Genomic DNA, 19,096 nt, shown 5'->3' with positions numbered 1-19,096 from the left:
CGGTAGACTGGGGGCGAACGATCACGACGTGAGCAAGGAGTTACGCATGAGCACCGACACGATCGCACCGGAGGGCGCCCCCGCCACCGAGCAGGCGCACGGCGTGCAGCTGAGCGCTGCGGCCCGCGACAAAGTGGCGAGCCTCCTCGCCCAGGAGGGGCGCGACGACCTCCGCCTCCGCATCGCCGTGCAGCCGGGCGGCTGCTCGGGGCTGATCTATCAGCTCTTCTTCGACGAGCGCGAGCTCGAGAACGATGCGGTCGTCGAGTTCGACGGCGTCGGCGTGGTCGTCGACATGATGAGCATCCCGTACCTCAACGGAGCGACCATCGACTTCGAGGACACGATCCAGAAGCAGGGCTTCACCATCGACAACCCGAACGCCCAGGGCAGCTGCGCGTGCGGCGACAGCTTCAGCTGACGTCGGCGCGACGCGCCCGCGCGAACGATGTCCGCGACACCCCCCGGTGGTTCGGGGAACGGTCCCGTTCGCGCTAAGCTGTCAGGGAGTCATCAGCTTCGCCCGCATGCGTGCGGCGAAACAACGTTTTCGAAAGGTATGCGGTGCGTTCCAATCGTCGAATGAAATGGGTCGCAGCCCCGGTGGCGCTCTCCGCAGCGCTGATCCTGGCGGGCTGCACCCCCGAGCAGCAGCGGGGCTTCCTCCCCGCCGGCTCGGAAGGTGCCACGAACCACACGGACGGAGTGACCGGCCTGTGGGTCACCTCCTGGATCGTACTGCTCGCGGTCGGCATCATCACGTGGGGGCTCATCATCTGGGCCACCATCGCCTACCGCCGGCGCAAGGGCCAGACCGGCCTGCCGGTCCAGCTGCGCTACAACATGCCGATCGAGACGTTCTTCACCGTCGTCCCCGTGATCCTCGTCATCGGCTTCTTCGCGTTCACCGCGCAGGAGCAGAGCAAGATCGAGGCGCGCTACGACAACCCCGAGAACGTCGTCGAGGTCGTCGGCAAGCGCTGGTCGTGGGACTTCAACTACGTCGACGAGGATGTGTACTTCCAGGGCGTCCAGGTGCAGACCGACGAGGATGGCGAGGCCCAGCCCGAGACGATGCCGGTGCTCTACCTGCCCGTCGACAAGACGACCGAGATCCGCCTCGAGACGCGCGACGTCATCCACTCCTTCTGGGTGGTCGAGTTCCTCTACAAGAAGGACATGATCCCCGGTCAGACCAACTACATGAGCTTCACCCCGACCAAGACCGGGACGTTCATGGGCAAGTGCGCCGAGCTCTGCGGCGAGTACCACTCCATGATGCTGTTCGAGGTCAAGGTCGTCGAGCAGGACGAGTACGACGCGTACATCGAGACGCTGCGCGAGGCCGGCAACACCGGTCAGGTGCCCGAGGAATACAACCCGAACCAGGATCACTTCGAGGGTGACCAGGCGAAGGCTCAGAACGAGTAACGAGGGATAGCAAGAAGATGAAGAAGGGCAATGTCATTGTCTCGTGGCTGACGTCCACGGACCACAAGGTGATCGGGTACATGTACCTGATCAGCTCCTTCGTGTGGTTCCTGGTCGGCGGCCTGATGGCCCTCGTAATCCGCGCGCAGCTGTTCGCTCCCGGTCTCGAGGTCGTCGCCACCAAGGAGCAGTACAACCAGCTGTTCACGATGCACGGCACCATCATGCTGCTGATGTTCGCCACGCCCCTGTTCGCAGGGTTCGCGAACGTCATCATGCCGTTGCAGATCGGCGCCCCCGACGTCGCGTTCCCGCGCCTCAACGCGTTCGCCTTCTGGCTGTACACGTTCGGTTCGCTCATCGCGGTCGGCGGCTTCCTCACCCCCCAGGGCGCGGCCTCGTTCGGCTGGTTCGCCTACGCTCCGCTCTCCGACATGACCTACTCGCCGGGCGTCGGCGGCAACCTCTGGGTGCTCGGCCTCGGCGTCTCCGGCTTCGGCACCATCATGGGCGGCGTGAACTTCATCACGACGATCATCACGATGCGCGCTCCCGGCATGACCATGTGGCGCATGTCCGTGTTCACCTGGAACACGCTCATCACGTCGATCCTGGTGCTGCTCGTCTTCCCGGTGCTCGCAGCAGCGATGTTCGGCCTGGCGGCGGATCGCATCTTCGGTGCGAAGATCTACAACGGCGAGGGCGGAGCCATCCTCTGGCAGCACCTCTTCTGGTTCTTCGGTCATCCCGAGGTGTACATCATCGCGCTGCCGTTCTTCGGCATCGTCTCCGAGATCTTCCCGGTGTTCAGCCGCAAGCCGATCTTCGGCTACAAGACGCTGATCTACGCGACCATCGCGATCGCCGCCCTGTCGATGACGGTGTGGGCGCACCACATGTACGTGACGGGATCGGTGCTGCTGCCGTTCTTCGCGCTGATGACCATGCTCATCGCAGTGCCGACCGGCGTGAAGATCTTCAACTGGCTCGGCACCATGTGGCGCGGCTCCATCACCTTCGAGACGCCGATGCTCTGGTCGATCGGCTTCCTGGTGACCTTCGTGTTCGGCGGTCTGACGGGCGTCATCCTGGCATCGCCGGCGCTCGACTTCCACCTCTCCGACACGTACTTCGTCGTCGCGCACTTCCACTACGTCGTCTTCGGCACCGTCGTCTTCGCGATGTTCGCCGGCTTCTACTTCTGGTGGCCGAAGTGGACGGGCAAGCTCCTCGACGAGCGCCTCGGCAAGATCCACTTCTGGGTGCTCTTCATCGGCTTCCACACCACGTTCCTCGTGCAGCACTGGCTGGGCGTCATGGCTATGCCGCGCCGCTACTACACCTACCTGCCGTCGGACGGCGTGACCTGGGGCAATCAGCTCTCCACGGTCGGTGCCATGATCCTCGGCGCGTCGATGATCCCGTTCCTGCTGAACGTGTACCTCACCGCGCGTCGTGCGCCGAAGGTGACCGTGGACGACCCGTGGGGCTACGGCCGCTCGCTCGAGTGGGCGACCTCCTGCCCGCCGCCGCGCCACAATTTCACATCGATTCCGCGGATTCGTTCCGAGTCGCCCGCGTTCGATCTCAATCATCCCGAGATCAGCGGTGTCGAACAACCGGTGCGGCAGACCGAGCGCGAGCTCGCTGAGAAGCAGTGAGCTGAGGAGTAACGAGCAATGAAATCCAACATCGTCATCTTCTGGATTCTGACGGTCTACCTCGTCGTGCTGGCCGCGGTCTACACCGTGTGGAACATGCTGTCGCACGGATACCCCGAGTGGGCCGGATCCACCGCGATCCTCCTCTCGGGTGGCCTCACCGGATTCATCGCCTCCTACCTGATGCTCGTGCAGCGCAAGCAGGGAGGGGTGCTCGTCGAGGACCGCGACGACTCCGACATCGACGACGGCGACCCCGAGCTCGGCGAGTTCAGCCCGTGGAGCTGGTGGCCGATCGTTCTGGCATTCGGCGCCTCGCTCGTCGTCCTGGGCCTGTGCATCGGGTTCAACTTCTGGCTGTCGTTCCTGTCGCTGCCCGTCGTGATCGTCGCGGTCGTCGGCTGGGTGTACGAGTACTACCGCGGCAACTTCGCCCGCTAAGGAAGGCACGGAGTGAGCATCATCATTCGGAGGGGCCGCGGAGACGACGACGCAGCAGTGTTCGGGCTGGCGCGTCAGTTCACGACCGGTCGCGAGCCGATCGGCCGAGACGAATTCTCCGTCGCCTACGACAACGTGCTGCGGCATCGCGATCAGGAGACCAACGTGCTCTTCATCGCTGAGCTCGATGACACGGTGGTCGGCTACTCGCTGATGACGGTCTCGCGCCTGCTCCATGCCCCCGGCCTCACCGCTCACCTGCAGGAGATCGTCGTCGACGAGGGCGCCCGTGGCAAGGGCGTCGGCGATCGCCTCATGCAGGCCAACGAGCATTACTGCATGGGGCGCGGAGTGCGTCAGCTCTCGGCATCCACCGCACGATTCGGCTCCTTCTACAATCACCGCGGCTTTGAAGCTGTCGGCGAGCATTACCGTAAGATTCTCGAGCTCGGATAGAGATGAGCGAGCGTCGCGCCCGGAGGCGGCCCGGCGAGAATCGTGAACGCCTGATCGAGGCCGGACTCATCGAGTTCGGCCTCTTCGGCTTTCACGGCGCTTCGACCGCCGCGATCGCGGCACGAGCAGGGGTGCCGCAACCGCACGTCTACTCCAACTTCATCAACAAGCAAGCGCTCTTCCTCGAGACCTGCGCTGCCGCGACTCGCATGGTGCTCGCGCACGAGCGCCGTGGGTTGCGTACGCACGCGAGCGACGGTACCGGGGGGCACCCGCAGCGGGCCGCACCCGCGCTTCTGGCGGACGCGGAGCGCACCATTCTGCAGGCGCTCACCGCCGTCAGTGCCCCGCAGCTCGCTGCTGACCTGATCACGCTTCTCAGCGGCTTCCGCGAGGCGTACGGAGATGCCGACTTCGAGCAGGTGTACGGCTCCGCCGGAGTCGCGATGCTCGATCACGCGCTCGAGCGCGAGTAGCTGCTTCACGTTCGTGACGCGTACCGGTGCGGCACCGGGTGCTGTCGTGCTTCTGCGTGAAGAAGGGAACGACTGCTTCACGGCCGACACGGTCTATCGTCGTCTCTGGGTGCATCGCCTGAGGAATTCCTGCGCTCTGTCGACTTCGAGTTCATATGAGGTCCCCGCCCCTGATCCGTTCTGCGCGCAGCCGCGCGCTCGCTGCGGAGGGGGAGATCTCGTATGAGGGAGCCCCGTTCCGCGACGTGACGAGCACACCTCGCGCGGGCCCGGTCGCGGATGTCCGGTTCTGCCAGCGCGGAGCCTCGTGGGCGCACGCAGACGATGCCGAGCGAACGAAGGCTGCTGACCCGCGCGGGTTCGCGCTCGACGTGCGCCGTGCCGAAGACGGGCGACCGGTGGCCGCAGAAGTTCGCTCATCCCAGGGCGTGGGGCCGCGCAGACACCGCGTCATGAAGTGCAGGCGGGGGAGCGGCATGCAGGCGCTCGGGCAAGCGTACGGTGCGACACTGTCGATCGCAGGCGGGGGTGTCGGGCGGCCGGGGCGGGGGCCACACGCTGCGTAGGCCCACGCGCATTGCACGCCTACACGCTCGCACGCTGACGCGTTTGCACGCTGACGCGGAGTGCGCCCGTGCTCGGCTGTTCGGCGCAGGTGTCGCGGGTCGCGCGGCACCGACAGTGGTGCGCAGCTGCCCGCCACCGCCACCATGCAACGGATGTGCCGACAACGAGAAACCCCGGGTGTCGCACTGCGAATCAGTGCGACACCCGGGGTGTGCTCAGAGGCTCTGCCTCAGCGGTGCGTTCCGCGGGTCAGTGACCCTCGTGACGCCCCTGCTCGATCTCGCCCTGCGTGGGCGGAACGATGCGATCCTCGAAGAACCAGCGGCTGAACCCGGCGCGCAGGCGCTTGCCGAACGGGATGCGGCCGTCGTCGTTCGGGCGGAGCATCAGGGGAGCGTAATCGTGGTAGCTCACCAGCTGCCACGACTCGTACTCGTCGAGCGGCTTGTGCACCTCGATGAACTCGCCACCGGGCATCCGCACGATGCGACCCGACTCGTAGCCGTGAAGCGCGATCGAACGGTCCTTCTTCTGCAGGGCGAGGCAGATGCGCTTCGTGACCTGGTAGGCGAAGATCGGGCCGAGGATCAGCAGCGCCTGGAGACCGTGGATCACGCCCTCCATCGACAGCTGGAAGTGCGTCGCCATGAGGTCCGAGCTCGCTCCCGCCCACATCACGGCGTAGAACGTGACGCCGGCGGCGCCGATCGCGGTGCGGGTCGGGGCGTTGCGGGGACGATCCAGGATGTGGTGCTCGCGCTTGTCACCGGTGACCCACGCCTCGATGAAGGGGTAGATCATGACGAGCACGATGAAGATGCCGATGATGCCGAGCGGGATCAGCATGTTCCACGACCAGGTGTAGCCGAACCACTCCGTCTCGAGCCCCGGCGGGATGAGGCGGAGCATGCCGTCGGCGAAGCCGATGTACCAGTCGGGCTGGGTACCGGCGGAGACCGGGGACGGGTCGTACGGGCCGTAGTTCCAGATCGGGTTGATGCCGACGAAGGAGGCGATGAGCACGATCACGCCGAACACGATGAAGAAGAACCCGCCGGCCTTCGCCGCGTACACCGGCAGCACCGGGAAGCCGACGACGTTCTGCTGCGTCTTGCCCGGGCCGGGGTACTGGGTGTGCTTGTGGATGACCACGAAGGCGAGGTGCAGTGCGATGAAGAGGATCACCAGCGCCGGCAGCACCATGATGTGGAGCATGTACAGGCGGCCGACGATCGCGGTGCCCGGGAACTCGCCGCCGAAGAAGAAGAACGACAGGTAGGTTCCGATGACCGGGATCGCCTTGATGATGCCGTCGATGATGCGGAGGCCGTTGCCCGAGAGCACGTCGTCGGGGAGCGAGTAGCCGGTGAAGCCCTCCGCCATCGCGAGGATGAAGAGCACGAAGCCGATCACCCAGTTCAGCTCACGCGGCTTGCGGAACGCGCCCGTGAAGAAGATGCGGAGCATGTGCAGACCGATGGACGCGACGAAGAGCAGCGCGGCCCAGTGATGCACGTGACGCATGAGCAGGCCGCCGCGCACGGAGAACGAGATGTCGAGCGTCGAGGCCATGGCCACGGACATCTCGACGCCCTTCATGGGCACGTACGGGCCCGTGTAGTGCGTCTCGACCATCGAGGCCTGGAAGAAGAGCGTCAGGAAGGTGCCCGAGAGCAGGATGACGACGAAGCTGTACAGTGCCACTTCGCCGAGGAGGAACGACCAGTGGTCGGGGAAGACCTTGCGGCCGAACTCCTTGACCGCGACGCCGATCTTCGTGCGCTCGTCGAGGTAGTTCGCGGCTGCGGCCGTGAAGCGGCTCGAGCCGTTCTGAGCCTGCTGGCTCGACGCGGGGGATTCGGTGACAGTGCTGCTCACTTGAGGCGCTCCCAAAAGCTCGGGCCGACGGGTTCATGGAAATCGCTCTGCGCGACGAGGTAGCCCTCGTCGTCGACGGTGATGGGCAGCTGGGGAAGCGGGCGCTTCGCCGGGCCGAAGATCACCTTCGCGTGCTCGGAGACGTCGAACTGCGACTGATGGCAGGGGCACAGGAGGTGGTGCGTGTGCTGCTCGTAGAGCGCGACGGGGCAGCCGACGTGCGTGCAGACCTTGGAGTACGCGACGATGCCGTCGTACGACCAGTCCTTGCGCTCGGGGAGCTCGCGGAGATCCTCCTGGTTGAGGCGCATGAGCAGCACGATGGCCTTCGCCTTCGCGTCGAGCAGGTGGACGCTGCCGCCTCGCTCGTCGAGGGTCATCTTCTCGAAGTCCTCGTGGTTGAGCGTTTCGGGGATGACGTGGAAGGCAGAGCCGATCGTGACCTCGCTGGCCTTGATCGGAACGCCGGAGGGGTCGCGTGCAAGGCGCACGCCCTCGGCCCACATCGTGTGGTGCGCCAGCTCGACGGGATCGCGATCCTGCGGCCCGAGCCCGCGCAGCAGCGTGATACCGGGGAGGGGGAATGCGATCAGCGCGCCGATGAGGCTGTTGCGCACCAGCGAGCGGCGGGAGAAGCCCGACTCCTCGTCGGCGAGCTTGAACACCTCGGCGGACGCTTCGCGCGTCGGGGTGTCGCTCGCGACCGGATGGCGGTAGTCCACGGATTCGTGGTCGGCCATGATGGCCTTGCCCCAGTGCACGGCGCCGATGCCGACCGCGAGCAGGGCGAGTGCCATGCCCAGGCCGACGAACATCGTGTGCAGGCGGATCGCCAGCAGTTCACCCGTTTCGATCGGGAAGAACATGTAGGCGAGCACCGCGCCGAGGCTGCCGGCGATCGAGAGGTAGAAGAGGGTGTACACCGTGCGCTCGGCGCTCTTCTCCTTCTTCGGATCGAGATCCGTCACGCGCTTGCGGTGCGGGGGAAGGCCCGGATTCTGCACGGCGTCGGACGGAATGACCGCAGTGCCTGCGCCCGCTCCGACCGAGCCGTGGCCGGCGGCAACGACGGCGGCGTGATCGCCGCCGTTGTTCTTCGCTTCCTCTGCCATGTTGCTCCTTGACTCCTGACTCATGAAAACTGTGACGCGTCGTCGACTAGTTCGACTTCGCGGTGACCCAGACGGTGAGGCCGATGATGGCGCCCAGTCCGATCACCCAGATGAACAGACCCTCGGCGACGGGGCCGATGGATCCGAGCGTGATGCCGCCGACCGCGGGCTGGTTCTCGATGTACTTGAGGTACGAGATGATGTCGGCCTTCTGCTGCGGCGTGATGTTCGCATCGTTGAAGACGGGCATGTTCTGCGGGCCGGTGATCATCGCTTCATAGATGTGCGTCGGAGCGACTCCGGTGAGCTTCGGGGCGAACTTGCCCTCGGTGAGCGCACCGCCCGCAGCTGCGACGTTGTGGCACATCGCGCAGTTGATCCGGAAGAGCTCGGCGCCACTCGCGATGCCCTCGTCATCGCTGTCCGCCTGCAGGTACTGGGTCTCGGGGAGGCCGGGTCCCGGGGCGAGCGAGGCGACGTACGCAGCCATCTGCAGCGTCTGCTCCTCGGTGAACTGCTGCGGCTTGACCATGCCCTGCGGCCCCTGGAAGGCGAGCGGCATACGGCCGGTACCGACCTGGAAGTTGACGGAGGCCGCACCGACGCCGATGAGCGTCGGGCCGTCGGGCGTCCCCTCTGCGGCGGCGCCGTGGCACGTGGCGCAGTTGGCGCCGAACAGCTTCTCGCCGGCCTCGATGGTCGCGGGGGAGGTGAGGTCGACCTCTGCGGTCGCCGAGGTCTGGCTGAAGCCGGCGTACGCTGCACCGGTCACGAGCAGTCCCACGGCGACGAGCGCGGCCGTTGCGAGCGGGTGCCGGCGGCCGGACTTGCGAAGATTCTTCTTGGCGCGAGCCATGATGTCGATTGCTCCTGACCCTACTTGAGGACGTAGATGACGATGAAGAGGATGATCCACACGACGTCGACGAAGTGCCAGTAGTACGACACGACGACAGCGGTCGTCTCTTCCTTGTGCGTGAAGTTCTTGACGGCGTAGATGCGCCCGATGACCAGCAGGAAGGCGACGAGACCCAGCGACACGTGGATGCCGTGGAAGCCGGTGGTCATGTAGAACGCCGAGCCGTACGGATCCGAGGCGAGCGTGATGCCCTCGGAGACGAAGGTGGCGTACTCGTACGCCTGACCCGCGACGAAGATGGCACCCATGAAGAAGGTCAGGTAGAACCACTCGACGGTTCCCCACTTCTTCGGGCTCGCGCCGGTGGCGCGCGGCTGCATGCGCTCGGCGGCGAAGACGCCCGCCTGCGCGGTGAATGACGACGCGACCAGAATGAGCGTGTTGATCAGCGCGAACGTGAAGTTGTGCTTCTCGGTCTGCTCAGCCCACAGCTCGGGGTTCATGGCGCGCAGCGTGAAGTAAATCGCGAAGAGGCCCGCGAAGAACATGACCTCGCTGCCGAGCCACACGATCGTACCCACGGCGACGAGATTCGGTCGCTTCACCGCGGGCACGGCTGACTTGGTATTCATAGTGGTCGTTGTCACCCTTCCATTATGGCTGAAAGTCAGGTGTGCATTTTCACCCGGACACGGCGAGCCGAACTTTCTGCAGCCTTCCCCGGTAGCCTACCGTCTCCGAGCCTCTCCGCTGCGCACCCGGACGCCCGCATTCATCCGATGAAGTGGCGCGATCACGCGGTTTTCCGGCGTAGATAGAATCGACCCATGATCGACGAACGGACCTGGCCGACCGTACTCACCACGCTGCTCGAGGGCGACGACCTGAGCGTCTCGCAAGCCGAGTGGGCGATGTCGCGCTTCATGACGGGCGAGGCGAGCGGAGCGCAGATCGGCGCGTTCCTCGTCGCGCTGCGGTCCAAGGGGGTCACCGTCGACGAGGTCATCGGTTTCCGCGACGCCATTCTGGCGGAGGCGCTGCCGCTCGATCTGCCGGCGATGTCGCTCGACATCGTCGGCACCGGGGGCGATCGTTTCGGTACGGTGAACATCTCCACCATGGCGTCCATTACGGCCGCTGCTGCGGGAGCGCCGGTGGTGAAGCACGGGAACAAGGCTGCGAGCAGCCTCTCGGGATCCTCGGATGTGCTCAGCGCCCTCGGCATCGATCTGGCGCTCGACGGCCCGCAGCTCGCGCGCTCCTTCGGCGAGGCCGGGATCGCCTTCGTGCACGCCGCGCGCTTCCTGCCCGGGTTCCGCCACGTCGCCGAGGCTCGGAAGGATCTCGGGATCCCGACGGTGTTCAACTTCCTCGGTCCGTTGTGCAATCCGGTGCGCCCCGAGGCCTCAGCGGTCGGGGTCGCCGACATCGATCGAGTGCCGATCTTCGTGGGAGTCTTCCGGTTGCGCGGTGCGTCGGCGCTCGTCTTCCGCGGCGACGACGGCCTCGACGAGCTCACCACGACCGGGCACTCGCGCCTCTGGGAGGTGAGCCGCGGCGGGCTGACGGAGCATGACATCGATCCGCGCGATCTGGGCCTGCCGCGCGCGGAGATCGGCGATCTCGTCGGGGGAACGCCCGACGAGAACGCGCAGGTCGTGCACCGCGTGCTCGCGGGCGAGCGGGGCCCCGTGCGCGACATCGTGCTGCTGAACGCCGCCGCGGGCCTCGTGGCCTTCGACCTGGCGCAGCAGCCGGAGAGCGCGGAGCGCGCGCTGCTCGACCGCCTCGCCGAGAAGCTCGAGGTCGCGGCGGAGGCCATCGATTCGGGAAGGGCGTCGGCGAAGCTGACCGATTGGGCGCGCGCCACGTCGGTCTCCTCGTCCGCACCGGTGTGAGCCGCGTCCGGGCGGAGCGGGACGGCTGCGGCGCGGGCCGCAGCTCGATCTCTCAGCCCGTCGACTCGACCCCGGAATCCTGACGCGGCGACTCCGCGTCTCGCGGTGCGGGTGACGGTGTCGTCGATTCGCTGCGGTCGGTGCGGTAGTACTTCGCGAGGAAGGGCATGGGGTCGATCGGCTTGTCCTCGACGCGCAGCGCGAGATGCAGGTGCGCTCCGAACGAGATTCCCGTCGAGCCGACTCGGCCCGCGGTCTCGCCCATCCGAATGGCATCACCGACCTCCCACGAGTGCGAGTCGGTCTGCATGTGGCAGTACCGGCTCGTCACCTGCTTGCCGTCGATCTCGTGGTCGATCGTGAGCGCGAAGCCGCAGCCGTCCGTCGCCTCGCCGGCTTCGGAGACGACGCCGTCGGCGATCGCGAGGACCTCGGTGCCCGCGGCGGCCCCGAAGTCCTGCGCGTCATGGAACTGCTCGACGGGCGCGGTGCGGTAGCCGAACGGGTCGGTGAGCGCGACGGGCGCGGCGAACGGGTAGTTGACGACGGACCTTGCGCGGAACGAGTAGCCGACGGGGGAGGGGGCGTCGGTGTCGACCACGTCGATGTCTGCGAGCGAGGACGGCAGGTCGTCGACCGACACCTCGGAGAAGAGACGCTGGCTGGCTGCGGCGGAATCCGCCGAATCCGGCTGCTGCACCAGGGGCAGGGCGAGGGTCGCGACGAGTCCGCACACGCTGACCGACGCGCAGACGCGAGTGACCGCGGTGCGCGTCGCTCGGGGCGATGCGGCGGCGGGCGATGCGGCATCGGGGATGTGCGCGATGCGAGGGCTCGCCACGGACGGGCCGAGCGCTGCGCGATCCGTGCGCTCGTCGCCGCTCCGGGCGTCGAGCAGAGGTGCGGAGTGAGTCATGCGGTCTTTCGTCGAGGGCAGCGGATCGACCCGCTCGGGCATAGGGGCCAGAGTACTCGGTGCGGCTGATGGGCGCCACCGGACGGCGACGCCCATCCCTGCGTCACTCAGACCCGGGAGCGGCGGGATCGAGTCGGTTGCGACGGCGGAGGACGAGGATCGCCCCGCCCGCGAGCAGTGCGAGCGCGAGCGCGACGATACCCGTCAGCTCGGCTCCGGTGACCGGCAGCGGGCCGTCCTCCGACCCGTCGCCCCCGCCGGACCCACCGGCACCGGCGCCCGCCCCGTCCGATCCCGCATCGGATCCGCCGCCGGCTGCGGCCGAGGCGTCGGCACCAGCGGAGTCCGAGTCGCCCGCGGCCGCGCCGCCCGCGGTGCTCGACCCGGACGCGTCGGCTGCGGCTCCCGTTCCGGACGCCGCGGCATCGGCCCCGGCGCCGGCCGCAGCGGGTGCGACGGGGTCGGAGGCGACCAGGCCGATGAACGGCGCAGCGCCCGCCCGGTGCGCGAACACCCACGCCGTCACCGACTCGCCGATGAGCGGCTCCGTGAGTTCGAGCGATGCGCTGGTCTCGGACAGAGCGCTGCCGGCGGCGCTCCAGCGGTGGGAGACGCGTTCGGGATCCGGGTCGAACTCGGGATCGACGATCGTCAGCGTCTCTCCGGCGCGCGATTCGCCGGTGAGTGCGGGCTCGCCTCCGACGAGCGTTCCCTCCGGCGCCGGTCCGAGCGCGGCGGCTCCGAGATCGACCGCGGCGCCGGGCAGGACGAGCGCGTCGGTCGGCGCGGGTGCCGCGGCTTCGCCCCGGGCGGCGACCCAGGGCACATACCCGCCGGCGGGCACTCGGGAGATCGTGACGACGCCTGACTCGTCGGCGTACTCGCGCTGCGATTCCGAGGCGTCTCCGTTCATATCGATGCCCCGCAGCTGCGCCACCGCGTCGTCGAGATCGATGAGCGTCTCGCCGCCATCGGTGACCGAGAGGGTGACCTCGCCGCCCCAGCGCTCGAGCTCGTGCTCGGCGAACGGCGCCGCTCGGGTCGTTCCGTCGGCGATCTCGAACGTCGGCTCGTCGTCCGCGTAGGTCGCGTTGCGGCCGAGCGACTCACCCAGTGCGAACCGCGCGGTCGATACGGAGGTGTCGAACTGCAGGGTGTACGCGCCGTCGGGCAGGAAGTCGAGCGCCCACGTGCCGTCCGGCGCCGTCTCCGACTCCTGCTCGAAGTCCCACGAGCCGCGCTCGTCGTCCCAGCGGTAGGCGGAGACCGTGACTCGTGCGACGGGAGCATCGGCCTCCGTCACGCTCCCCTCGATGGTCGCATTGGCGGCCTGGGCGGAGGTCGACCCCAGGGGTCCGAGGAGCAGCGCGACGACGGCCGCGACCGCGACTCCGGGCAGTCCGCGGCGGTGGGGGGAGCGACGGGTCATGAGGAACTTTCTCGTGTTGATGTGCACGGAGCTCATGGTCAAGCCACCCGCGCCTTTCCGAAGGGGGCGATCGACACCGGTCCGCTGAGGCCGTAGGCCTGGGGTGCCACGACGCCGTAGACGGCGGGGGTGACGACGCGCAGCCGGTTGATGAGGGGAGAGGCGACTTCGACGCGCAGCGTGTTGCGGCCGAGGCGCACGTAAGCGGAGATGTCGATGTCGGTGTCGGTGAGGTCGACCTGATCGACGGGCACGCTGTTCACCCACACGCGGAAGGTGTCGAGCACCTGCCCGAGAGAGAGCCGCACACCTCCCGTGCCCGGACGCCACGAGGCGTCGAGCGCGAAGGAGGTGCGGTAGTCGCCGATCCCGGCGACCTCGGCGAAGCCGATCTGCGACCACGCGCCGAGGGCATCGCGCTCCACCCGGTGGGTCACGTGCTGCGTCGCGACGCCGTCGGCTGCGGGTTGCCAGTCATCGAGACTGAGCGACCACTCCGTGAGGCTGAGCGGCTCGGGGAGCGCGGGCACGAGCGTCTGCTTCTCGCGTCCGCTCGCGAACCGCACCGAATGCGGGCCGGACCGGGTCGCATGCAGGTATACCGCGCCGTCCGGCGCCACCGAGACGTCGTCTCCGCTCGACTCGACGACCACGGCGCGCGGCGCCGTCGTTCCGGCCCAGCCGGCGGGGGCGAGCACGATGACGGTCGACTGCGCCGGCTGGAGCCGCAGCGCGAGCGTGATCGCGGCCCCGTTCCTCCGGTAGTTCGCGATGGGGCGGATCGCGCCCGTCCATGCGTCGAGCGCGTACGGCACGTGCGCGTCCGATGCACCGATCACGGTCACCTCCTGCTCGATCAGCGCGAGCCGATCCTTCGCGGGGTTGTGCTTGGCGTTGACGAAGTAGAAGTAGTCGTTGCCGTCGTCGACTCGATGGATGTGCTTCAGCGTCGAGCTCGCGTGACTCACCGTGCGTCCGACCCCGAGCGCGTCGAGCGCGACCGGGATGTCGTCGTTGCCCGCGGCGTCGGCGACGTTCGGCAGCGCCCGCATCTGCGCGATGAGCTCGGCCACCCTGCGGTTCGTCGCATCATCGCGGTATCCGGTCGACGCCGGCGCGCTCCAGTCGCCGAAGAAGACGAGGGGGAGGCCCTTCTCCGCGAGCGCCAGCAGCGCCTCTCCCGCCCGCACCGACATGGTCGCCTCGCTGCCGCGGAAGCGGTCGATGTCGAGAATGATCGCGCGGTAGTTCCCGCCCTGCGGCGCGAAGCGCCCTCCCTGCAGCACCGAGCTCTCCTGGAAGAGACCCGATTCGTTGAGGAAGCCGTGCGACCAGCCGATCGGAATGCCCGCCGCCGTCGCCCACGGCGCGCCGATCCCGGTCTGCGCCCAGCCCTTCTGCCGGAAGAACGCGATGTCGTACTGCGGTCGGCCCTGCTGGAGCACCCACTGGGTGCGCGAGATCGCCGCTGCAACGCGATCGAGGTGCGCCCAGACCGGCATCCGCGGCCCCCACGCCTCGGAGTACCCGACCCCGCCGTTGTAAGGGGAGAAGGCGGCGAACCCGGGCCACGCCGCGCCGGGTGCCGCGGCGTATGCGAAGCCGTGCAGCACGGTCTGGTTCACGCCGCCGCAGAAAGTCTCCGCGAGCGTGAAGAGCACCTCGTTGCGCCAGGTGGTGAGGTAGGCCTTGTTGAGGTACGCCGACGATTCGCAGCTGAGCAGCGTGCGGCCGGCGATGTCGCGGCCGCTCGCGAGCACGCGGTAGTCATCGACGTTCTTCGCTCCGAGCGACTCCGTCTCGGGAATGTCGACGATGCCGGCCTGGGCGATGGAATCCTGCTCCAGCCCGTAAGCCTGCACGCGGTACTCGAGACCGTACGCGTGCGCCCAGTCGCGGAGCGGGATGAGGTGGTGCTCCGTGTAGAGGTCGCTCATCACCTGGTTGAAGTCGTCGCGCACGCGCGTGGTGACGATGTCGTCGTAGTCGTAGAGGTACTTCTCCTTGGTCTCGACGAGGACCGGGAGGAAGGGGAAGATGTCGTAGTCCATGCGCTGCTGGAACTCTTCGCGCGCCTTCGGCGTCCAGATCGTCGCGTGGGTCTCGATCTCCAGCGAGTCCTCGAAGAAGCTGCCGCCCACCGACCCGAGCAGGCTCTTGATGCGGTCGGTGAGGAGATTCGCCTCCCAGTAGTCGATGAGCGTCTGGGCGCCCGCGGCGCTGAAGTGGTCCACGACGTACGATGTCGGATCGGTGTGCTCGCCGCCCTCGGGGCGCTGGCCGCTGCCCCGCTCCCAGTAGGCGAGGAGCACCCAGGAGCCGCCCGTCGCGGGCGCGGTCCATTCGAGCCGTTCCCCGGTGACGTCGCCGGTGAGGTCGACGATGCTGGCGCGACGGAGCACCGTCGTCTTCGCCACGCTGACGATCTCGAGCGCATGCACGCCGATGAGCGTGCGCTCGGTGACGCCGGGCTCCGGGGGAGTGATCGGCTCGGGCAGGGCTCCGGAGAACGCGGCGCCCGGGGCGAGGGTGACGGAGCCGTGCGCGATCTCCTTGATCGCGGCCGGCGACTGCGGCGTGATGTTCGGCGTCGCGGCGGGCCAGGAGGGGCCGAGGGTGATGTCGATCTCGATGCCCTCGGCCTCGGCGGTCGCCAGAGCGGTTTCGACCGCTGCGACCCAGTGCGCGCCGCCCCAGCCGAACTCTTCGATGTCGAGGCCGCTCTTGACGCTGTGGTGCACGTCGGAGATCTCCAGCCCGCCGAACCCGGAGCGAGCCGCGGTGCGCACCTCGGCGGCGATCTGCTCGAGGTCGACCTGCCCGTTCGGCCACCACCAGCGGAACCGCGGGGCGGTGGCGACGGCGGGCCGGGTGAAGCCGTCGAGCGCAGTGCCGGCGGCGGCCGTCGCCTCAGCTCTGGCGAGTGGGACCGCCGATGCCGGCGAGGCCGAGAGGGCTGCGACGCCTGCGGCCGTGACGGCGGAGTAGCGGATGAGTTGTCGGCGTGTCAGTCCGGATGGACGGCGGTCGACGTCGTGTGGCATGCGATTGCGCTCCCTTGCGACAACGGCGCCGTGGTCTCGCGCACTCGCCGTTGAGTTGAATCGTTTCAAAACCGTGCACGAAAAGCCTACTGAGCGCGCCAGCGCAAAGTCAACGTTGCCGGAGCGTCACGCGACGTGCTATCGCCGGGGGCTGCGGTGCTCGAATCAGTCAGCCGCGAGTCGAGTCGGTTTCGGTCCGATTGCGCGTCAGCGCTCGCCGGGGGAGCGATCCTCGGGGGCGCGATTCTCGCCGCTCTCGTCGTCGGGAGCCGTGGTCATCGCCGCATCGCCCGACGCCGTGCGGTCGTCGCGCTCCGGACCGGGCGGCGTGATCCGACCTGGCTCCAGCGCCGTACGCACGTCCGCGCCGGTCACCTGCTGAATGGGGCCGGTGGTCGCATCGACGTACCACTCGGTGAGCGCGGGATCCTCGCTGTCGAACCCGGCTCCGGCGCCCTCGTTCGCGGGGACGCTGCTCGTGCCGAACACGAAGTCATCTCCGTGCTCGTCGATGCCGCGTCGCACGCCCTGCGCGATCGCGGCGCGCGCGTACGCGCGACGGATGATGTACGGGTCGGTGCGCAGATCCTTCGCCCAGGCGATCATGATCCCGATCACCACGAAGGCGAACGGCAGCGCGGAGACGACCATCAGGGACTGCAGGCCCGCGAGCGTGTCGCGCCCGCCTGCGAGCAGCAGCGCGATCGCGATGAGGCTGAGCAGCAGGCCCCACACGATCGTCACCCACTTCGACGGCTCGGGGCGTCCGGTCTGCGACATCGACGCCATCACGATCGATGCGGAATCGGCGGCGGTCACGAAGAACACGAGCACGGCGAGCATCGCGATCACCGAGGTCACCGTGCCGAACGGGAGCGCCCCCAGCATGTCGAAGAGCACGGATTCGCCCGAGCCGCCGGCGTCGAGTCGAGCGCCCTGAAGGGTCTGGAAGATGGCGGTTCCGCCGTAGATGACGAACCACGTGATCACGATCGCCGAGGGCACGAGCACCACCGTCGTCACGAACTCGCGAATCGTGCGGCCGCGGGAGATCTTCGCGATGAACATACCCACGAACGGGGTCCAGGAGACCCACCACGCCCAGTAGTACGTCGTCCACTGCGAGAGGAACTGGGTCGCATCCTCGCCCTGATTGGGGTTGCGCGCGAGCATGATCATCGCCTGCTGGAAGAACTCGATGATCGATGCGGGCAGGAAGTTGAGCACGTAGACCGTCGGGCCCACGATGAAGACGAACAGGGCGAGCACGCCCGTCAGGAGCATGTTGAAGTTCGAGAGTCGACGGATGCCCTTCTTCACCCCGGCCACGGCCGATGCGATGAAGCAGGCGGTGAGGATCGCGATGGCGCCCACGATGAACGCGTTGCCCATCGGGCCGAGGCCGGTCACGATGCTGAACCCGCTCTCGATCTGCAGCGCGCCGATGCCGAGCGACACGGCGGTGCCGAAGAGCGTCACGATGATCGCGAAGATGTCGATGACGCGCCCGAGAACCCGATTGCTGCTCCCCGGGAAGACCGGTTCGAAGAGCGCCGAGATGAGCGGAGCGCGGCCGCGCCGGTACGCGCTGTACGCGATGGCGCCGCCGACGAGCGCGTAGAAGGACCAGGCGATCGGCCCCCAGTGGAGGATGGTCTGCGCCAGGGCGGGAAGCGCGGCTTCCGCGCTCGCGGGCTCGACGTCGAGACCCGGGGCAGGGCTCAGGAAGTAGGTCAGCGGCTCGAGCGGGCCGTAGAAGAGCAGGCCGATTCCGAGCCCCGCCGCGAAGAGCATCGAGATCCATGACAGCGTCGAGAATTCGGGCTCCTCGTCGTCCGAGCCGAGGCGGATTCCTCCGGTGCGGCCGTACCCGACGACGAGCATGAAGCACACCACGGCGATCGCGAGCGAGCCGAAGAGCCAGCTGAAGTTCTCGGTGACCCAGGTGAGTGATGCACCGCCGACGACCGCGATGGAATCCGGCGCGACGAACGCCCAGACGATGACCGCCAGCGTGCTCGCAACGGCCACGCCGAGCACGACCCAGTTCGTCGCGAACCTGACGCCCGTCTGCTCGACGCCGATGCCCGGGATCAGCCCGGGGTGCGGAACGGGTGGCGGCGTCGGCAGCGTGATCTTCCGCGTGCGCTTCGCCGGCTCGTGCGTCTCGTTCATTCGCGTCCGCCCTCTTCCACGGGCGCCGACGCTGCGCGCGCGGCCCCGATGAACTTGCTGATCAGGTCCGGGTCCTTCTGCCCGGGGGAGCGCTCGACGCCGCTCGACACGTCGACGCCGCCGGGGCGGGCGAGAGTGATCGCCTGCGCGACGTTCTCGGGATCGAGGCCTCCGGCCAGCAGCCACTCGTTCCCGATCCGAGCTCTGAGCTCGGCATCCGCGCCGAGCGGCGTCAGATCCCACGTCGCCCCCGAACCCGGGACGGCGCCGTCGAGGAGCAGCCGCTCCTCGCCGAGCTCGCCCGCGCGCAGCTCGGGGAAGTGCGCGAGCGACGTCGCCCGCCAGACCCGGGGGAGTGAGGCTCGCGCAGCCGCGACATCCTCCGCCGCATAGTTCCCGTGCAGCTGCAGCACGTCGAAGCCGAGCTCGTGCGCCAGCGCCGCGGCCTCCTCAGCGCCGATCGTGTTCACCACGAGCACGGCGTCCACGTCGGGGCGCACTGCGCGAGCCGCCGAGATCACCGCACGCGCCTCGTCCGCCGTCGCATGACGGGAGCTCCGGAGGCTCATCACCACGCCCACGGCGTTCGCGCCGAGGTCGGCAGCGAGCGCCGCGTGCGCGGGATCGCGCAACCCGCAGATCTTGACGTACATGCTCATCCTTCCGTTTCCGACGCTCCAGCGTACCGAACGAAGGGTGCGAGGCGAATCCGCCCGGCTCCGCGCGCAGTTCACCTGTCGGCCCGGTGAACAG

The 19,096-nt window shown here is 68.0% G+C and carries 16 protein-coding genes; 7 read left to right on the top strand and 9 right to left on the bottom strand.

Going from position 1 to position 19,096, the window contains the following annotated elements:
• Positions 1-46 precede the first annotated feature (46 nt).
• From NS354_RS03870 to NS354_RS03845, 6 genes are all read left to right on the top strand, one after another.
• On the top strand, positions 47-421 hold the full coding sequence (locus NS354_RS03870) for a HesB/IscA family protein (protein WP_058593290.1): 375 nt from the start codon (positions 47-49) through the stop codon (positions 419-421).
• Between the two features lie 161 nt (positions 422-582).
• Positions 583-1,431, top strand: a complete 849-nt coding sequence (gene ctaC, locus NS354_RS03865) for an aa3-type cytochrome oxidase subunit II (protein WP_082677877.1) — start codon at positions 583-585, stop codon at positions 1,429-1,431.
• Between the two features lie 17 nt (positions 1,432-1,448).
• Complete coding sequence (gene ctaD / locus NS354_RS03860) at positions 1,449-3,092, top strand: aa3-type cytochrome oxidase subunit I (protein WP_058593288.1); 1,644 nt, start codon at positions 1,449-1,451, stop codon at positions 3,090-3,092.
• A gap of 18 nt (positions 3,093-3,110) precedes the next feature.
• Positions 3,111-3,533: an aa3-type cytochrome oxidase subunit IV gene (ctaF, locus tag NS354_RS03855; protein WP_010157257.1), complete on the top strand. Its 423-nt coding sequence runs from the start codon at positions 3,111-3,113 to the stop codon at positions 3,531-3,533.
• Between the two features lie 12 nt (positions 3,534-3,545).
• Positions 3,546-3,989, top strand: coding sequence for a GNAT family N-acetyltransferase (locus NS354_RS03850; protein ID WP_010157256.1), 444 nt, complete (start codon positions 3,546-3,548; stop codon positions 3,987-3,989).
• A 2-nt stretch (positions 3,990-3,991) separates the two neighbouring features.
• Entirely contained in the window at positions 3,992-4,465 is a 474-nt protein-coding gene (locus NS354_RS03845; protein ID WP_058593287.1) for a TetR family transcriptional regulator, read from the top strand.
• Positions 4,466-5,281: 816 nt separating this feature from the next.
• On the opposite strand, the gene qcrB is transcribed toward NS354_RS03845, so the two are convergent.
• The 4 genes from qcrB to ctaE are packed head-to-tail and all read right to left on the bottom strand — an operon-like array spanning position 5,282 to position 9,513.
• Positions 5,282-6,910 carry a cytochrome bc1 complex cytochrome b subunit gene (gene qcrB / locus NS354_RS03840; RefSeq protein ID WP_058593286.1) on the bottom strand — a complete coding sequence of 543 codons (1,629 nt, stop codon included), beginning with the start codon at positions 6,908-6,910 and terminating at the stop codon, positions 5,282-5,284.
• Positions 6,907-8,022, bottom strand: coding sequence for a cytochrome bc1 complex Rieske iron-sulfur subunit (gene qcrA / locus NS354_RS03835; protein ID WP_058593285.1), 1,116 nt, complete (start codon positions 8,020-8,022; stop codon positions 6,907-6,909). Before qcrA ends, qcrB begins: the two co-directional genes overlap by 4 nt.
• Positions 8,023-8,068: 46 nt before the next feature.
• Entirely contained in the window at positions 8,069-8,878 is an 810-nt protein-coding gene (qcrC, locus tag NS354_RS03830; RefSeq protein WP_058593284.1) for a cytochrome bc1 complex diheme cytochrome c subunit, read from the bottom strand.
• Between the two features lie 20 nt (positions 8,879-8,898).
• The gene (gene ctaE / locus NS354_RS03825) at positions 8,899-9,513 is read right to left on the bottom strand and encodes an aa3-type cytochrome oxidase subunit III (RefSeq protein WP_010157250.1); all 615 of its coding nucleotides are present in this window, start codon (positions 9,511-9,513) and stop codon (positions 8,899-8,901) included.
• Positions 9,514-9,708: 195 nt separating this feature from the next.
• On the opposite strand from ctaE, the gene trpD reads away from it, so the two are divergent.
• Complete coding sequence (gene trpD / locus NS354_RS03820; protein WP_058593283.1) at positions 9,709-10,779, top strand: anthranilate phosphoribosyltransferase; 1,071 nt, start codon at positions 9,709-9,711, stop codon at positions 10,777-10,779.
• A gap of 52 nt (positions 10,780-10,831) precedes the next feature.
• Here the strand turns inward: trpD and NS354_RS03815 are convergent, their stop codons facing one another.
• The 5 genes from NS354_RS03815 to NS354_RS03795 form a co-directional block, all read right to left on the bottom strand.
• Positions 10,832-11,695 (bottom strand): M23 family metallopeptidase, encoded by an 864-nt coding sequence (locus tag NS354_RS03815; RefSeq protein ID WP_241490327.1) that lies wholly within the window; start codon positions 11,693-11,695, stop codon positions 10,832-10,834.
• A 103-nt stretch (positions 11,696-11,798) separates the two neighbouring features.
• The gene (locus NS354_RS03810) at positions 11,799-13,124 is read right to left on the bottom strand and encodes a carboxypeptidase-like regulatory domain-containing protein (protein WP_193750695.1); all 1,326 of its coding nucleotides are present in this window, start codon (positions 13,122-13,124) and stop codon (positions 11,799-11,801) included.
• Between the two features lie 38 nt (positions 13,125-13,162).
• The gene (locus NS354_RS03805; RefSeq protein ID WP_058593280.1) at positions 13,163-16,168 is read right to left on the bottom strand and encodes a glycosyl hydrolase; all 3,006 of its coding nucleotides are present in this window, start codon (positions 16,166-16,168) and stop codon (positions 13,163-13,165) included.
• 207 nt (positions 16,169-16,375) lie between these two features.
• Entirely contained in the window at positions 16,376-18,343 is a 1,968-nt protein-coding gene (locus NS354_RS03800; RefSeq protein WP_058593279.1) for a BCCT family transporter, read from the bottom strand.
• A complete protein-coding gene (locus tag NS354_RS03795) occupies positions 18,340-18,996 on the bottom strand; it encodes a phosphoribosylanthranilate isomerase (RefSeq protein ID WP_058593278.1) in 657 nt (218 codons plus the stop codon). The genes NS354_RS03800 and NS354_RS03795 overlap by 4 nt, the downstream gene beginning before the upstream one ends.
• Between the last annotated feature and the right edge of the window lie 100 nt (positions 18,997-19,096).

It is taken from the genome of Leucobacter chromiiresistens, from assembly GCF_001477055.1.
Lineage (GTDB): Bacteria > Actinomycetota > Actinomycetes > Actinomycetales > Microbacteriaceae > Leucobacter > Leucobacter chromiiresistens_A.
Note: the sequence above shows the minus strand (reverse complement) of the source record. Positions and strands in the feature narration are given on the sequence as shown.

What these genes read in the sequence shown, in the direction of transcription:
- NS354_RS03870 (WP_058593290.1), top strand. Translation starts at nt 47, where the DNA reads ATGAGCACCGACACGATCGCACCGGAGGGCGCCCCCGCCACCGAGCAG.
- ctaC (WP_082677877.1), top strand. Translation starts at nt 583, where the DNA reads ATGAAATGGGTCGCAGCCCCGGTGGCGCTCTCCGCAGCGCTGATCCTG.
- ctaD (WP_058593288.1), top strand. Translation starts at nt 1,449, where the DNA reads ATGAAGAAGGGCAATGTCATTGTCTCGTGGCTGACGTCCACGGACCAC.
- ctaF (WP_010157257.1), top strand. Translation starts at nt 3,111, where the DNA reads ATGAAATCCAACATCGTCATCTTCTGGATTCTGACGGTCTACCTCGTC.
- NS354_RS03845 (WP_058593287.1), top strand. Translation starts at nt 3,992, where the DNA reads ATGAGCGAGCGTCGCGCCCGGAGGCGGCCCGGCGAGAATCGTGAACGC.
- qcrA (WP_058593285.1), bottom strand. Translation starts at nt 8,022, where the DNA reads ATGGCAGAGGAAGCGAAGAACAACGGCGGCGATCACGCCGCCGTCGTT.
- qcrC (WP_058593284.1), bottom strand. Translation starts at nt 8,878, where the DNA reads ATGGCTCGCGCCAAGAAGAATCTTCGCAAGTCCGGCCGCCGGCACCCG.
- ctaE (WP_010157250.1), bottom strand. Translation starts at nt 9,513, where the DNA reads ATGAATACCAAGTCAGCCGTGCCCGCGGTGAAGCGACCGAATCTCGTC.
- trpD (WP_058593283.1), top strand. Translation starts at nt 9,709, where the DNA reads ATGATCGACGAACGGACCTGGCCGACCGTACTCACCACGCTGCTCGAG.
- NS354_RS03815 (WP_241490327.1), bottom strand. Translation starts at nt 11,695, where the DNA reads ATGACTCACTCCGCACCTCTGCTCGACGCCCGGAGCGGCGACGAGCGC.
- NS354_RS03810 (WP_193750695.1), bottom strand. Translation starts at nt 13,124, where the DNA reads ATGACCCGTCGCTCCCCCCACCGCCGCGGACTGCCCGGAGTCGCGGTC.
- NS354_RS03805 (WP_058593280.1), bottom strand. Translation starts at nt 16,168, where the DNA reads ATGCCACACGACGTCGACCGCCGTCCATCCGGACTGACACGCCGACAA.
- NS354_RS03800 (WP_058593279.1), bottom strand. Translation starts at nt 18,343, where the DNA reads ATGAACGAGACGCACGAGCCGGCGAAGCGCACGCGGAAGATCACGCTG.
- NS354_RS03795 (WP_058593278.1), bottom strand. Translation starts at nt 18,996, where the DNA reads ATGTACGTCAAGATCTGCGGGTTGCGCGATCCCGCGCACGCGGCGCTC.